The organism is Rhizobium sp. WYCCWR 11128 (genome assembly GCF_013416305.1).
Taxonomy (GTDB): Bacteria; Pseudomonadota; Alphaproteobacteria; order Rhizobiales; family Rhizobiaceae; genus Rhizobium; species Rhizobium indicum.
In genome coordinates, this window is sequence record NZ_JACCEZ010000003.1 from 322,851 (window position 1) to 336,994 (window position 14,144).

15 protein-coding genes are annotated in these 14,144 nt (G+C 60.3%); 4 read left to right on the forward strand and 11 right to left on the reverse strand.

Annotated elements, in window-relative coordinates; genetic code table 11:
• Positions 1-35: 35 nt before the first annotated feature.
• The 3 genes from fdxA to HX898_RS13920 form a co-directional block, all read right to left on the reverse strand.
• Positions 36-374, reverse strand: a complete 339-nt coding sequence (gene fdxA / locus HX898_RS13910) for a ferredoxin FdxA (protein WP_180194904.1) — start codon at positions 372-374, stop codon at positions 36-38.
• A gap of 194 nt (positions 375-568) precedes the next feature.
• Positions 569-973 (reverse strand): RNA-binding S4 domain-containing protein, encoded by a 405-nt coding sequence (locus HX898_RS13915; RefSeq protein ID WP_180194905.1) that lies wholly within the window; start codon positions 971-973, stop codon positions 569-571.
• A 2-nt stretch (positions 974-975) separates the two neighbouring features.
• Positions 976-4,212, reverse strand: a complete 3,237-nt coding sequence (locus tag HX898_RS13920; protein ID WP_180194906.1) for a helicase-related protein — start codon at positions 4,210-4,212, stop codon at positions 976-978.
• Between the two features lie 823 nt (positions 4,213-5,035).
• Here HX898_RS13920 and HX898_RS13925 point away from each other — a divergent pair.
• Together HX898_RS13925 and HX898_RS13930 are read left to right on the forward strand one after the other, a co-directional pair.
• Positions 5,036-5,191 carry a DUF3309 family protein gene (locus HX898_RS13925; protein ID WP_007632343.1) on the forward strand — a complete coding sequence of 52 codons (156 nt, stop codon included), beginning with the start codon at positions 5,036-5,038 and terminating at the stop codon, positions 5,189-5,191.
• Between the two features lie 27 nt (positions 5,192-5,218).
• Positions 5,219-5,476, forward strand: a complete 258-nt coding sequence (locus HX898_RS13930) for a YMGG-like glycine zipper-containing protein (RefSeq protein WP_003589657.1) — start codon at positions 5,219-5,221, stop codon at positions 5,474-5,476.
• Between the two features lie 601 nt (positions 5,477-6,077).
• Here the strand turns inward: HX898_RS13930 and HX898_RS13935 are convergent.
• Positions 6,078-6,803, reverse strand: coding sequence for a beta-ketoacyl-ACP reductase (locus tag HX898_RS13935; RefSeq protein ID WP_138331900.1), 726 nt, complete (start codon positions 6,801-6,803; stop codon positions 6,078-6,080).
• Positions 6,804-6,874: 71 nt separating this feature from the next.
• Entirely contained in the window at positions 6,875-8,056 is a 1,182-nt protein-coding gene (locus tag HX898_RS13940; protein WP_012759437.1) for an acetyl-CoA C-acetyltransferase, read from the reverse strand.
• A gap of 238 nt (positions 8,057-8,294) precedes the next feature.
• On the opposite strand from HX898_RS13940, the gene phaR reads away from it, so the two are divergent.
• Positions 8,295-8,867 (forward strand): polyhydroxyalkanoate synthesis repressor PhaR, encoded by a 573-nt coding sequence (gene phaR, locus HX898_RS13945; protein ID WP_029870831.1) that lies wholly within the window; start codon positions 8,295-8,297, stop codon positions 8,865-8,867.
• On the opposite strand, the gene HX898_RS13950 is transcribed toward phaR, so the two are convergent.
• The 5 genes from HX898_RS13950 to mtgA form a co-directional block, all read right to left on the reverse strand.
• The gene (locus tag HX898_RS13950) at positions 8,862-9,269 is read right to left on the reverse strand and encodes a hypothetical protein (protein WP_138331901.1); all 408 of its coding nucleotides are present in this window, start codon (positions 9,267-9,269) and stop codon (positions 8,862-8,864) included. The two genes, phaR and HX898_RS13950, sit on opposite strands and share 6 nt — an antisense overlap.
• Positions 9,270-9,414: 145 nt before the next feature.
• Positions 9,415-9,600 carry a 50S ribosomal protein L32 gene (gene rpmF / locus HX898_RS13955; RefSeq protein ID WP_003543812.1) on the reverse strand — a complete coding sequence of 62 codons (186 nt, stop codon included), beginning with the start codon at positions 9,598-9,600 and terminating at the stop codon, positions 9,415-9,417.
• A gap of 155 nt (positions 9,601-9,755) precedes the next feature.
• Complete coding sequence (locus HX898_RS13960; RefSeq protein ID WP_138331902.1) at positions 9,756-10,403, reverse strand: glutathione S-transferase family protein; 648 nt, start codon at positions 10,401-10,403, stop codon at positions 9,756-9,758.
• A gap of 13 nt (positions 10,404-10,416) precedes the next feature.
• The gene (locus HX898_RS13965) at positions 10,417-11,139 is read right to left on the reverse strand and encodes a DUF1868 domain-containing protein (protein ID WP_138331903.1); all 723 of its coding nucleotides are present in this window, start codon (positions 11,137-11,139) and stop codon (positions 10,417-10,419) included.
• 146 nt (positions 11,140-11,285) lie between these two features.
• The gene (mtgA, locus tag HX898_RS13970; RefSeq protein WP_128460421.1) at positions 11,286-12,023 is read right to left on the reverse strand and encodes a monofunctional biosynthetic peptidoglycan transglycosylase; all 738 of its coding nucleotides are present in this window, start codon (positions 12,021-12,023) and stop codon (positions 11,286-11,288) included.
• A gap of 135 nt (positions 12,024-12,158) precedes the next feature.
• Here mtgA and HX898_RS13975 point away from each other — a divergent pair, with 135 nt between their 5' ends.
• Complete coding sequence (locus tag HX898_RS13975; RefSeq protein ID WP_180194907.1) at positions 12,159-13,073, forward strand: polyprenyl synthetase family protein; 915 nt, start codon at positions 12,159-12,161, stop codon at positions 13,071-13,073.
• A 9-nt stretch (positions 13,074-13,082) separates the two neighbouring features.
• On the opposite strand, the gene hisC is transcribed toward HX898_RS13975, so the two are convergent.
• Positions 13,083-14,144, reverse strand: coding sequence for a histidinol-phosphate transaminase (gene hisC / locus HX898_RS13980; RefSeq protein WP_180194908.1), 1,062 nt, complete (start codon positions 14,142-14,144; stop codon positions 13,083-13,085).

Below are 14,144 nucleotides of genomic sequence, written 5' to 3' on the forward strand. Positions count from 1 at the left end.
TCCCCCGAATCCGGGGACCGAATGTGGGCGCTGTCTCAATCGCCGGAACCGGGCTTGTCCGAAAAATACTTTTCGAATTTTCCGGTCTCGCCATCCATGTCCTTGGCCTCGGGCAAAGGGTCCTTCTTGACCGTGATATTCGGCCAGATCGTGGCATATTCGGTGTTGATCTTCAGCCATTTGTCGAGGCCCGGCTCGGTATCGGGCTTGATCGCCTCGGCGGGACATTCAGGTTCGCAGACGCCGCAATCGATGCATTCGTCGGGATGGATGACGAGGAAATTCTCGCCCTCATAGAAACAGTCGACAGGGCAGACTTCCACGCAATCGGTGTATTTGCACTTGATGCAATTGTCGGTCACGACATAGGTCATGAAGAACTCCAGGATTTCCATGCGGATGGGGCCGGGCAACCTGGAACGTCGCGCCTATCCCCGTGCCGGAGGAAAAGCGTGAGCAGGCTTGGGAGGCAAGCACGCTTCCGGCAGGTTGTCAGTGACCTATCGGCTTTATCGCCGGATTTCAAGGATAAACGATCTGCAAAAGCCGCCGCCGCAGACAGAGTTTTCTAATCCTCGTCCGACATCAGCCTGTCGATTGCACGTCTTTCCTTTTTGGTCGGACGGCCGGTGCCGCTGGCCCGGATCGCCTGCTCGTAGGCCGTGAGACGTTTTGCCTCATCGGGCGGCGGGGATTGGTCGTCGTAGAGCAGACGCGCCTCCTCGTAAGGCCCCCGCCGTTCGCCGGCAAGGCGCATGACGAGAACGACATCCCGCCGCTCCAGCGTCAGCTCGATACGGTCGCCCGGCTTGACCATCTGGCTTGGATGGCTGCAACGCTCGCCGTTGATGCGCACATGGCCCGATTGGATATGGCTCTGCGCCAGCGAGCGCGACTTCACCATGCGCGCGAAGAACAGCCACTTGTCGATGCGCTGGCGCGAACCGCTTGTCGGCTGTGTCTCCCCGCTCATGATTACTTCTTCATCTGCTCCTTGAGAGCTGCGAGCTTGGCGAAAGGCGAATCCGGATCGATCGGCTTCTCCTTGCGCGGCGGCTTGGCCTCGAAGCGCAACGGCTGCGAGCCGCCACGATTGTTGTTGCGGTCGTTGCGATCGTTACGCTCGCCGCGATCCTTGCGATCACCACGGTCCTGCCGGTCACCGCGCGGCTGGTCGCCCCGTGGTTGGTTATTGCGGTCGCCTCTTGCCTGCTGCGGCCGGCCACCATCGCGACCGCCGCCTTCCTTGCCACGGTTCTGGCGATTGTTGTCGCGGCCGTCGCCATTGCGATTGCCCTCGCCGCCTTCACCGCCGCCCGGCCGGCGATTGCGGTCGCCGCGCTCCTGGTTCTGACCGCGCTGCTCGCCCTGGCCGCCACGGCGTTCGCCATGCCCGCCGCGCGCCTGGCGCTGATTGTCGTTGCGACCGCCAAGACGCCACAGAAGAACCGGCTTCGGTTCCGTCGGCTCGCCGGCTTCCCCAGGAGCAGATCCTGCTTCCTCGGAAGCCGATACCGCTTCCGCAGGAGCGGATGTCTCGATCGGTTCGGCCGGAGCGGGAGTTTCGACCGCTTCCGTCACCGGCGCGTCGGCGACCGCCGAAGCCGCCTCGGTTGCGGATGGCTCGGCAGCAGTCTCTTCCGCAGCGCCATCGGCATCGTCGTGATCGGCCTTCTCGGCTGTCTCTTCCGCAGGCGTTTGTGCGCTGGCGGCAGGCACCGAGGCCACATCCTGCGCTGCAAGATGTAGTGATGCCTCTTCCGCCTTCACGGCATCGGCGCGATAGCCGAGACCCTTGAGGATTTCTTCCATGTCCTCGAGCGTCGCACCGAGGATCGACAGCATCGCCGTCGTCGTCGTGAAGCGGCGGCCATCATAGGCGCCCTCCGGACGGTTGTTTTGGCCGGGCTTCCATTGCAGCAGCGGACGGATGATATCGGCCAGCCGTTCCAGGATGTCGATGCGTACGGCTCGCTTGCCGAGGAAACGGAAGCCGGCGAGCTTGTAGAACATCCGCTCGAAGGTCGGATCCGTGACGACGGAGGTGCGGCCAGCGGCAAGCACCGGAATGAGATCACCGTAGCCGGGCTTGTCGAGACCGTCGTTCTTCAGCGCCCAGAGCAGCGTGATGAGCTCGGCCGGCGCCGGCTTCAGAAGTGCGGGAACGAAGATATGATAGGCGCCGAAACGCACGCCGTAGCGGCGCATGGAGGCACGGGCCTCCTGGTCCAGCGACTTCACCTCTTCGGTCACGTCGCGGCGGAAGAGCACCCCGAGATTCTCGACGAGCTGGAAGGCAAGCCCTTTGGCAAGGCCCTGCAGATCCTCGGCGCGCGACAGATCATCGAGCGGCTTCAGCACCGTGCTGATATGATGATTGACGAAGCGCTCGATGCGGGCGGCGACGTGATCGCGGGCATTGCCCGTCAGTTGTTCGTCGGCCAGCAGGATCACGCGCGGACGCATGATGTGATCGCTGCCCGAAAGCCGCGCCACCGGGTCGCCCAGCCAACGGATCAACCCATCCGAACCGATCACCAGATCGCTGTTGCCGGCGGCATGCATCCGGGCCGCGCGGGCTTCGAACTCGAGCCCGAGCGCCTTCTGCGACGCAGCCTGAACCGCCTTGGCATCCGGTCCGTCCGTTCCCGCCACCGGCGTGAAACGGAACCCGCTCAATTGCCCTACATGATGTCCTTCAACGAAGACATCGCCATTCACACTGATTTCAGCTTCCAGCATCGCATTCTCTCTCAGGCGCTTCATGAGCACAGATGTCCTGCGATCAACAAAGCGTTTCGTCAACCTTTCATGTAACGCGTCGGACAATCGATCTTCGATTTCCCGCGTCTTTTCCTGCCAGTGTGTCGGATCGGCAAGCCAACCGGGCCGATTCGAAACGTAGGTCCAGGTCCTTATCTGCGCGATTCGCGCCGAAAGCGTGTCAATTTCCCCATCTGTTCGATCGGAGCGATGAACCTGCTCCGCAAGAAACTGCTCATTCACCGTGCCATAGCGGACAAGATCGGAAAAGAGGGTCGAGATAAGATCGGCATGTTGTGCTGGGGTGATACGCCGATAATCGGGAAGCGCGCAAGCCTCCCAGAGTTTTTCGACGCGCGCCGGCCTGTCGGCAAGATCGATGACCTCGGGATAGCGCGAAAGCTGTTCCAGCGCCTGCTGGTCGACCGCAGGCAACGCCCGCGTCAGCCCCGGCACGCGCGGTCCCACCTCAAGGCTGGCGCGCAGCGATGCGATTGAGGAGAAGTCCATCTCCGTCGTCCGCCACTGCAAAACCTTAACGTTGTCGAATTCGTGCCCCTCGATGCGCTGCACCAGTTCGTCGTCGAAGGGCGAGACTTGCCCGGTGACGCCGAAGGTCCCGTCCCGCACATGCCGTCCGGCGCGCCCGGCGACTTGGCCGAGTTCGCCCGGATTGAGATTGCGGAACTGGTAACCGTCGAATTTCCGGTCCTGGGCAAAGGCGACGTGATCGACATCGAGGTTGAGGCCCATGCCGATCGCATCGGTCGCCACCAGATATTCGACGTCGCCCGCCTGATAGAGCGCCACCTGCGCATTGCGGGTGCGCGGGCTGAGCGCGCCGAGCACCACCGCCGCGCCGCCGCGCTGCCGGCGGATGAGCTCGGCGATGGCATAGACCTCGTCAGCGGAGAAGGCGACGATGGCCGAGCGCTGCGGCAGTCGGGTGATCTTCTTCTGCCCGGCATAGAAAAGATGCGAAAGCCGCGGCCGCTCGACGATAGTGATGCCGGGCAGGAGCTGCTGCAGGATCGGCCGCATCGTTGCCGCGCCGAGCAGCAGCGTTTCCTCGCGGCCGCGAAGATGCAGGATGCGGTCGGTGAAGATATGGCCGCGTTCGAGATCGCCGGCGAGCTGCACCTCGTCGATCGCGACGAAGGCGGCCTTGGTCTCGCGCGGCATCGCTTCGACAGTGCAGACGGAAAAACGCGCATTGGGCGGCGAAATCTTTTCCTCGCCGGTGACCAGCGCCACATTCTGCGCGCCGACCTTCTCTACCACCCGCGTATAGACCTCGCGCGCCAGAAGCCGAAGTGGCAGGCCGATCACGCCCGTCCCGTGCGCAACCATGCGCTCGATGGCATAATGGGTCTTGCCGGTATTGGTCGGCCCGAGCACCGCGGTCACACCGCGCCCGCTCAGAATCATCGGCTGCGAAATCAGAGTCATGAGTCCATGCAAATGAGGCGGGTGGCCTCAGGAAAATCTCGGCTCCTCGATGGAAGCTGGACAACACATGGACAGCTGCCGTCGCAAACGCAAGGGCAGATTTCAAAATGCATCGGGGATTACGACCTTTGCGAGTCCCGTGGAACGCCCGAATTTCCGATTCGGAACAGCGCAAGAACGAATCAGCGACGAATCGATGACTCCCGCTGATTCAGCTTTTGTTCACGGCTAAGTATTGATTTTGAATCACTTTTTCCCACTAGATGCTGAATCGCGAGACTCTCACCTGTTCATATTTTCGCTATCGCGACTCCGCAATTCCCGCCCGATCTTGGATAGGCGAAAATCCGCCCGAAATTAACCTCTCGACCAAAGCCGGAACGAATCGGAGACGAATCGCTGACTCCGCCGTTTTCGCCTTTCGTTCACGCCCACATCTTGTGGCGCTATCAGGTCCAGGTCCTAGATGCGCATGGGCGGCAGATCCTTCGCCCCGCCCTCGTCAGATCGGCATTAATCTTTCGGAAACCGGATTCAGACGGCGTTAAGTCGCAGCGTTAACTCAGGGGCGGCCACTCTCGGCTCGCCGATCAAAAACGGAACGAATCGCTGACGAATCGGCGACATCGCGATTTTCCCGCTTTGTTCACCGCAACATATTGTATTTAAATGTCTTTTTAACCATAGCGGCAATTTTCGGAAATGACGGAAATTAAACCGTGAATCAGGCTTCGTCACATTTCCAGAGCTTAACCGGGAACAAAAATCGCCAATACGTGTTTCCAGTCCATCCAAATTGCGGATGAAATGAAGGAAACACACCATGCTTGGCACGATACTACTTGTTATCCTCATTCTGCTCTTGATTGGAGCCTTGCCGAATTGGGGTTATAGCCGTGGCTGGGGCTATGGACCTTCTGGCGGTTTGGGGCTAGTTCTCGTGATTATCATTATCCTTGTACTAATGGGCCGCGTCTAAAGGCCAACTAACCTGGGGAGTTACGACATGATGAAGAAGATTGTTCTTATTGGTGCGCTCGTGGGCGCACTCGCATCTTGCACAGCGACCGAGCAAGGCACGGCGATCGGCGCCGGCACTGGCGCTGTTATCGGCGGTGTCGTCACCAACAGCTGGGGTGGTGCCGCCGTCGGCGCCGTTGCCGGCGGTCTGACTGGCGCTCTGATCGGCCAGTCGGTCGAACGCCGCGGCTACTGCGTCTATCGCGACCGCTACGGTCGCCGCTATGAGGCTCGTTGCCGCTGATCGGCACAAGCATATCGGACTCCCAACGGGCGCTTCGGCGCCCGTTTTCTTTGCCGGTCGTATCCGTCAACGAGACGTTGACAATCGGTTGCGAAAGTCAAATCTAGCGCCGCCCAACGGGCAGGCACATATTTCCTTCAGAGCATGATGCCGAAAAGTGTGAGCGGTTTTCGGACGACATCATGCTCTCACTGTAAATGTAGAACAGGATGATTTTAGGCCGACCCGGCCTAAGATCATCCTGTTTTGGAGCGCAACGGACAGGCAGAGCCTCCCGACGCACCGGAAAGGAAACGCTTCCATGATTCAGATTTTGCTGAATTCCCTCGTCGCCGTTCTCATCGCGTGGGCTTTCCTGACAACCGCAATATCAGCCCTCAGCGCCAATGATCTTTCACTGCGCAAAGTGCCGGCCAGAGTTCGGACACAGCGACGTCCGAACACAGACCGCCGCTCTTGATCTTCCCGAAACAGCGCGACTGCTCCGGCCACAAAATCGCAACCGGCATCACGAGACGCCCATAAACAGCGATGGCGCGATCCTGCCGGACGCGCCATCGCTTTGAATCTAATTCCTACTGTCGACGTGAAGACAGAAAGCCTAGGCGAAGAACTGTCCGCCATTGGCCGTCAGCGTCGAACCGGTGATGAAGCCGGCATCGTCGGAGACGAGGAAGGTGACGCAGCGCGCGATCTCTTCCGGTTCGCCGAGCCGGCCGACGGGGATCTGCGGAATAATACGTTCGTTCAGCACCTTCTCCGGCACGGCAAGCACCATTTCCGTTCCGATGTAACCGGGGCAAATGGCGTTGACGGTGATGTTCTTGTTCGCCCCCTCCTGAGCCAACGCCTTGGTAAAACCGAGATCGCCCGCCTTGGCCGCCGAATAATTCACTTGGCCCATCTGGCCCTTTTGGCCGTTGATCGACGAGATATTGACGATACGGCCGAAGCTGCGGTCACGCATGCCGGTCCAGACCTGATGCGTCATGTTGAACAGGCCGGTGAGGTTGGTATTGATCACCTCGTGCCATTGCTGCTGCGTCATCTTGTGGAACATCGCGTCGCGGGTGATGCCGGCATTGTTGACGAGGATTTCGACCGGACCGATCTCGCTTTCGACCCTGGCAATTCCCTCGCCGCAGGCGAGGTAATCCGAAACATCCCATTTGAACACCGGAACGCCGGTAACATCGTGGAAGGCTTTGGCCTTCTCGTCGTTGCCGGCATAGCTGGCGGCGACCCTGTATCCGGCATTTCTCAGTGCCATGGATATTGCCGCGCCGATGCCGCGTGTACCCCCGGTGACCAAAGCCACTCTGCTCATGTTCCGCTCCCCTTTTGTTTTTCGCCCCGCCGCTTGGCGGGATCTTCAATCAAATATGGATCGTATGCTATTTAAAGCGCTTCAAAGCACATGGCCACACCCATGCCACCGCCGATGCAAAGCGTGGCAAGACCCTTCTTGGCGCCGCGGCGCTTCATTTCGAACAGCAGCGTGTTGAGAACGCGCGCACCGGAGGCGCCGATCGGATGGCCGATCGCGATCGCTCCGCCATTGACGTTGACGATCGACGGATCCCACCCGAGATCCTTGGTGACGGCGCAGGCTTGCGCCGCGAAGGCCTCATTGGCTTCGACGAGATCGAGATCGTTGACCGACCAGCCGGCCTTCTCGAGCGCCTTGCGCGAAGCCGGGATCGGTCCGGTGCCCATGATCTGCGGATCGACACCCGCTGTTGCCCAGGAAACGATGCGGGCGAGCGGCTGGACGCCGCGCCGGACCGCCTCCGCTTCGCTCATCAGCACCGCCACAGCGGCACCGTCGTTGAGGCCGGACGCGTTCGCGGCCGTGACCGTGCCGTCCTTGTCGAAGGCCGGGCGCAGCTTCCCCATCGCCTCGATAGTCGCGCCGTGACGGATATATTCGTCAGCATCGACCGTAACGTCGCCCTTACGTGTCTTGATGACGTAGGGGATGATCTCGTCGACAAAGCGACCGGCCTTCTGCGCTGCCTCCGCCTTGTTCTGCGAACTGACGGCGAACTGATCCTGGTCGTCGCGCGAAAGCTGCCACTGGCGCGCAACATTCTCGGCGGTGATGCCCATGTGGTAGCCGTGGAAAGCGTCGGTCAAGCCGTCCTTGATCATCGTGTCGATCATCTTCATGTCGCCCATCTTGACGCCGCCGCGTAAGTGCGCGGCATGCGGGGCCATCGACATGGATTCCTGGCCGCCGGCAACGATGATCTTGGCGTCGCCGGTGGCGATCTGCTGCATGCCGAGCGCGACGGCGCGCAAGCCCGAGCCGCAGAGCTGGTTAACGCCCCAGGCCGTCGCTTCCTGCGGAATGCCGGCCTTCATCGCCGCCTGGCGGGCCGGGTTCTGACCCTCGCCGGCGGCAAGCACCTGGCCGAGGATGACCTCATCCACCTCGCCGGCATCGACGCCGGCACGCTCAAGCGCGCCCTTGATGACGGCCGCCCCGAGCTCATGCGCGAGGACCGTCGCGAAAGCACCGTTGAAGGCGCCGACTGCTGTTCGCCCTGCGCTGGCGATGACGATGGATGGATTGCTCATGGGGACGCTCCTCGTTTTCGTCTCACTTACATAAGTGGAAACTGGCAAAGCTTGGAGCACAAGTCAAACGCGAAGACCGGCTGCTGTCATTTTTCGGCAAAGCCTTTCAAAGCCCAATTCATCTGCTCTGTTATAGGTTTGCCGCATCGCACAAAGAGATTGTCACCGGCCTTCTTTTGCGTTTACAGTCTCAAGTGGAGGAATATCCATAAATCAGACGGGGGTTCAGGAGACTGATATGGCGAAGCATGAGGGTCAGATCGTTATCAAGAAATACGCCAATCGCCGCCTATACAACACAGGCACCAGCACCTATGTGACGCTGGAAGACCTGGCGGAGATGGTGAAGAAGGGCGAAGAATTTAACGTACAAGATGCAAAAAGCGGAGATGACATCACCCATTCGGTGCTGACCCAGATCATCTTCGAACAGGAATCGAAGACCGGCAACACATTGCTCCCGATCTCCTTCCTGCGCCAGCTCATCACCTATTACGGCGACCAGATGCAAATGGTCGTGCCGAGCTTTCTCGAACATTCGATGCGCTCCTTCACCGAACAACAGGCCCAGATGCGCGAGCAAGTAAACCGCGCCTTCGGCGAAACGCCGCTCGGCAAGAACCTGCAGTTGCCGATGCAGATGGTCGAGGACCATGTTCGCCGCAACACCGAGCTGTTTCAGCAGGCGATGCAGATGTTCTCGCCCTTCATGACGCCGCCTGCCAAGGAAAGCCGCAAGGCCGAGGCCAAGGATATCGATGAGCTGAAGGAACAGCTCCGCGCCCTTCAGAACAAACTCGACAACCTATAATCCGATCGAGACATCCCGCCCGGCGCTTCGGATCGATACGGCAAAACCGCCGATGACATCGATCAGAGCGATCGTCATCAAAATGAAGAAGACCTGCGTCGCAGCATCCCGGACGAGCAAAAACTCGACCAGGAAAGCGATGAACACCAGCATCGACAGCATGTGGTTGACGAGATTGCCGGGACCAGTTCTGGTCGCTTTGAGGATTTCGAAGAACAGCACGACAAGTGCGATGACGATGAAAAGATCACCGAGCGCCATGCTCCAGATCGCGCCCGAGATCATCGACAGCACGATGATATCATGTTGCAGTGCTGGAATGCCGCCATTGCCCATCAGGCCTAGCATCGCAAGATTGTAAAGAATAAATGGGATAATCATCAGGGGCATGGCGGCTATCATCGGCAATCTCCCAGTGCATCATGGAACAATACTGCCGCAAACCCTTGCCCCACCGCAAGTCATTGCAAATATTATATTGTCGAAATGCAAAAGGCCGGCGTGACGCCGGCCTTGAAACTTCGATCGGACAAGCCGGATCGGGAAATTATGCGCTTTCCTTCGGCGTCAGAACCTGGCGTCCGCGATACATACCGGTCTTCAGATCGATATGATGCGGGCGGCGCAGTTCGCCGGAATTCTTGTCTTCGACGTAGGTCGGAGCCTTCAGGGCGTCTGCCGAACGGCGCATACCGCGCTTGGACGGGCTTGTTTTTCTCTTCGGTACAGCCATTTCTCTTACTCCACTTGCGGGCAAAACATTCCCACGGCCACACCGGCGGCCGAAACGGACATGTCGCGATTTCGGAATTTGGCGCGCTTATACATGCAAGGGGTGACCTTGACCAGTCCCCATGCGTATTTTTTGCAAAGCCGATGATTCCAGGCTCAGACTTCGTCTTCCGGCACGATCCAGGGCTCGGCGCGGGCCGCCTCTTCCCATTTCCGCCAGGCCGGATGCGCCTTCATGGTCTCCATATAGGCCAGCGTATCGTTTTGGCTGACGAGATCATAGATTTCGAACCGGTTGACGACAGGCGCAAACATCGCATCCGCCCCGCTGAACGCGCCAAACAGAAACGGTCCGCCGGATTGCTGCAGCAGGTCGCGCCAGATCGTCTCGATGCGGCTGATATCGGCGTCGACACCATCCGGCAACGCGATCTTGCCCTTCGGCCGGCGGATATTCATCGGGCAGGCACCGCGCAGCGCCCGGAAGCCCGAAAGCATTTCCATCGAAACCGAACGGGCGAGCGCCCGCTCGGCGCGATCCCTCGGCAGAAGGCCGGCGTCCGGATAAAGCTCGGCGACATATTCGATGATCGCCAGCGATTCCCAGATCTTCAATGCGCCGTGCTGCAGAAGTGGTACTCGCCCGGTCGGTGAGACCGCCTTGATATCGGGGTTGCCACCAGGATAGTCGAAGGGGATCAGGACTTCCTCGAAATCGACGCCGGCGCCCGTCAGCGCCATCCACGGCCGGAACGACCAGGAGGAATAGTTCTTGTTGGCGATGTAGAGCGTCGGTCTATCCATGGGCTTCTCCCGTTCAGGCTTCAAAATCGAAGATCAACAATTCGTGGAAATGGTTCATGTCCTCGAACAGGCAGAATGCCGGCGGGGTCAGCTCGAAAACAGGGGCCTTGCGGCGGACATCGTCGGCCACGTTGTCGAGCATTGCCTGCCATCGCGGCAAGGCTTCGTCCTCCAACCGTTCGATCGCATAGGCGAAGGTCATGTGGAACTTATAGTCCTCATGGTTCGGCTGGCGATAGCCCAGAAGCTCGGCCAGCGCATTGCGCCAGGCGCGCATGACCTTGCGGTCTCTCTCCGTCGCCCCGTCGACGAGCAGGCCCGACGGGCGAGCTTCGACGATGGCGACCTTGAAGGGATCGGCCATCGAGAAACCTTCGAGCCGGGCCGCCATCAGCGCTATCATGTCGTCGATCGGCGTATCGAGAGGCAGGTCGCCCGGCCAGCAATCCTGGCGGCGCCTGGTCTCGATGACACCTTCGAAAAGTGTCATGTGAATGCTTGATATCGGCGTGAAGAGGAACTGCGGGGCTTCGGGCATCGCCAGATATTTCTCACGCGCCTCGATCAGCACCGCCTGCGTTTGCGAACCCTTCTCGATATGGCAAACGATGGTGTTGCCGGCTTCCGGCAGAAAGCCGCCGACCTTGCGATAACGGCTGCCGAGATGGGCGGGCGGGGTTGGATTGTGCCTCTTCGAATAAAAGAGAAGCTCGGGCGAAAATGTCGTGATGGTCATGGGCGACTCGGGGGCTCTGGTTGGACTGCATTCGCCCATATGGCAGAACCAAGAATGTCAGATGACACTTGCCACGTCTCGAGCACGATACCGAAAAGTGTGAGCGGTTTTCGGACGACATCCTGTTCTAACGATAAGTTCTGATCTCAATCATAGATGCACCTGATGTAATCGCCCGAACCTTGTGCGCGTCTCTCGATTACGCCGGCGAGCCGGCGAAGACCTCGTCCGGGCTTGCCGGCATTGCGGTCGATCGGGTTCGGCAGCGAGACGGCAAGCAGCGATGCCTGGCGCCGCGTCAGCTTCGAGGCCGGCACCTTGAAATGATGCTGGGCCGCCGCCTCGATACCGTAAATGCCGGGACCCCATTCGGCGATATTGAGATAGATTTCCATCAGCCGCCGTTTCGACAGGACGAAATCCGTGCTCACCGCGAGCGGAAGTTCCAGCGCCTTGCGCACGAAGGAGCGGCCGTTCCAGAGGAAGAGGTTTTTCGCCGTCTGCATCGGGATGGTGCTGCCGCCACGTGTCGCCTGACCTTTCAGCGTATCCTCGACCAGCATGCGCATTTCCGCCCAGTCGACACCGCCGTGAAAGCAATATTGCCCGTCCTCCGACATCATCACCGACTGCACCACAACCGGGGCAATGTTATCAAGCGACACCCATTGCCTGTCATAACCCCGCAGCAGCACGAGATCGCGCAGCATCAGCGTCGAGACGGGATGAATGAAAGGCAGCAGATAGAAAAAGATCAGCGCATAGGGAAGAATCAGCAAGACGAGTACGGCAAGAACAATGCGTTTCAACACACGCCCGTCTCCGAACCATCGCCGACGAGCCGGCATGTCGACGCTGTCCTCTCTTTCCGGCGCTATATCCAATGTCCCCAGTCCGATTTCGCTCCTGTCGTTCTCATAACGCCTGTGCAGAGCTTATGCCAGAGTGTGCGGCGAATCTTGCTGCCGCCATCGACAATTCCGTTGCAAGCCCGGGGGCGCTCATGCCAAACAGCGCCCATGGACGCGAACCGGGACACTTTCGAGACGAGGCTGAAGAACAACGCCCGCGACATCGAGGCGCTGCTCGACGCATTGCTTTCACCGAGTGCCCTTTCCGATGAAATCGCCAGGCCCGAGACGCTGCGCGATGCCATGCATTATGCCGTGCTGAACGGCGGCAAGCGGCTACGCCCGTTTCTCGTCGTCGAAAGTGCAGCCCTTCTCGGCGGCGACGCCGAGGCGGCACTTCGCGTCGGCGCCGCTCTCGAATGCGTCCACTGTTATTCCCTCGTGCATGACGACCTGCCGGCCATGGACGATGACGACCTGCGCCGCGGCAAACCGACGGTACACATAAAGTTCGACGAAGCGACGGCGATCCTCGCAGGCGACAGCCTGCTGACCTACGCCTTCGACATCATCGCCGCGCCGGAAACGACCCTTGCCGATACGAGCAAGGCATCGCTGGTGCTGGCCCTTGCCCGCGCAGCCGGTCTCGGCGGCATGGCCGGCGGCCAGGCGCTCGACCTCGCGGCGGAAAAGCAGGCCCCCGACGAGGCCGGCATCATCCGCCTGCAGGCGATGAAAACAGGCGCGCTGATCCGCTTCGCCTGTGAAGCCGGCGCCGTCATCTCGGGAAGCTTGGCCGAAGATCGTCGCCGCCTGCGCGCCTTCGGCGAAAAGATCGGCCTTGCCTTCCAGCTTGCCGACGACATTCTCGACCTGACCTCGGATGCGGCGACCATGGGCAAGGCGACCGGCAAGGATGCGGCCCGCGGCAAGGGAACACTCGTCGCCCTGCGCGGCATGGAATGGGCCGAGACCCAGCTCCGTGAGCACGTCCGCGATGCCGAAGCGCTGCTTGCTCCCTACGGCGCCCGTGCCTCGATCCTCATTGCTGCGGCGCATTTCATCGCCGACCGAAAAAGCTGAAGCGACAGGTCAGGCGGACAATATCTCCTTGAGAGCGGAGACCAGACGGGCACACTCTTCATCCGTGCCGATGCTGATCCGCAGGAAGTCCGAAATACGCGGCTTGGCAAAATGCCGGACGAGAATGCCGCGCTCCCGCAGGGCGGCTTGAAGCGCTGCCCCTGAACGGCTTTGGTGCCTCGCGAAAACGAAATTCGCCTGCGACGGCAAGACCTCGAAACCCGAAGCTTCGAGTTCAGAGACGAGGCTTTCCCGGCTGGCGATGATGTTCCTCCGGCCTGTCTCGAACCACGCCTCGTCCTTGATCGCCGCCGTCGCCGCAAGCTGCGCCAGACGATCGAGCGGATAGGAATTGAAGCTGTCCTTGACCCGCTCCAGCGCCTCAATCAGCGGCCGCTGCCCCAGCGCGAAGCCGATGCGCAGACCGGCAAGCGAACGGGACTTCGACAGGGTCTGGATCACCAGTAGGTTGGGATAGGTTGAAACGAGCCCGGCGGCGCTCTCGCCGCCGAAATCGATATAGGCCTCGTCTATGACGACGACCGCATCCGGATGGGTGGCAAGAAGTGCTTCGATACTGGCAAGCGGCAAGCCGATGCCGGTCGGCGCATTCGGATTGGGGATGATGATCGCGCCGCAGGGCCTGTCGTAATCTTCCAGCCGGATCCGGAACCCATCGTCAACAGCCACCTCGATCGCTTCGACGCCGTATAGCAGGCTATAGGTCGAATAGAAGGCGTAGGTCACATCGGGGTAGAGAAGCGGCCGCTCGTGTTTCAGCAGCGCCTGGAACGCATGCGCGAGAACCTCGTCGGAGCCATTGCCGACGAATACTTCCTCAGCCGTCAGGCCGAAACGAGCCGCGATCGTCTCGCGCAATTCCGTGGCAGTGGGATCGGGATAGAGCCGCAGACGATCGTCCGCCGCGTCCCGGATCGCCTCGAGCGCCTTCGGAGACGGCCCGTAAGGATTTTCGTTGGTATTGAGCTTGGCCATGTTCGCGAGACGGGGCTGCTCGCCCGCGACATAGGGCCGAAGCTTGCTGACGATTGGCGACCAGTACTGGCTCAT

What these genes read in the sequence shown, in the direction of transcription:
- HX898_RS13950 (WP_138331901.1), bottom strand. Translation starts at nt 9,269, where the DNA reads ATGATAGCCGCCATGCCCCTGATGATTATCCCATTTATTCTTTACAAT.
- HX898_RS13915 (WP_180194905.1), bottom strand. Translation starts at nt 973, where the DNA reads ATGAGCGGGGAGACACAGCCGACAAGCGGTTCGCGCCAGCGCATCGAC.
- HX898_RS13940 (WP_012759437.1), bottom strand. Translation starts at nt 8,056, where the DNA reads ATGAGCAATCCATCCATCGTCATCGCCAGCGCAGGGCGAACAGCAGTC.
- HX898_RS13920 (WP_180194906.1), bottom strand. Translation starts at nt 4,212, where the DNA reads ATGACTCTGATTTCGCAGCCGATGATTCTGAGCGGGCGCGGTGTGACC.
- HX898_RS13975 (WP_180194907.1), top strand. Translation starts at nt 12,159, where the DNA reads ATGGACGCGAACCGGGACACTTTCGAGACGAGGCTGAAGAACAACGCC.
- HX898_RS13935 (WP_138331900.1), bottom strand. Translation starts at nt 6,803, where the DNA reads ATGAGCAGAGTGGCTTTGGTCACCGGGGGTACACGCGGCATCGGCGCG.
- HX898_RS13965 (WP_138331903.1), bottom strand. Translation starts at nt 11,139, where the DNA reads ATGACCATCACGACATTTTCGCCCGAGCTTCTCTTTTATTCGAAGAGG.
- fdxA (WP_180194904.1), bottom strand. Translation starts at nt 374, where the DNA reads ATGACCTATGTCGTGACCGACAATTGCATCAAGTGCAAATACACCGAT.
- HX898_RS13960 (WP_138331902.1), bottom strand. Translation starts at nt 10,403, where the DNA reads ATGGATAGACCGACGCTCTACATCGCCAACAAGAACTATTCCTCCTGG.
- rpmF (WP_003543812.1), bottom strand. Translation starts at nt 9,600, where the DNA reads ATGGCTGTACCGAAGAGAAAAACAAGCCCGTCCAAGCGCGGTATGCGC.
- HX898_RS13930 (WP_003589657.1), top strand. Translation starts at nt 5,219, where the DNA reads ATGATGAAGAAGATTGTTCTTATTGGTGCGCTCGTGGGCGCACTCGCA.
- hisC (WP_180194908.1), bottom strand. Translation starts at nt 14,144, where the DNA reads ATGAGCCAGTACTGGTCGCCAATCGTCAGCAAGCTTCGGCCCTATGTC.
- HX898_RS13925 (WP_007632343.1), top strand. Translation starts at nt 5,036, where the DNA reads ATGCTTGGCACGATACTACTTGTTATCCTCATTCTGCTCTTGATTGGA.
- phaR (WP_029870831.1), top strand. Translation starts at nt 8,295, where the DNA reads ATGGCGAAGCATGAGGGTCAGATCGTTATCAAGAAATACGCCAATCGC.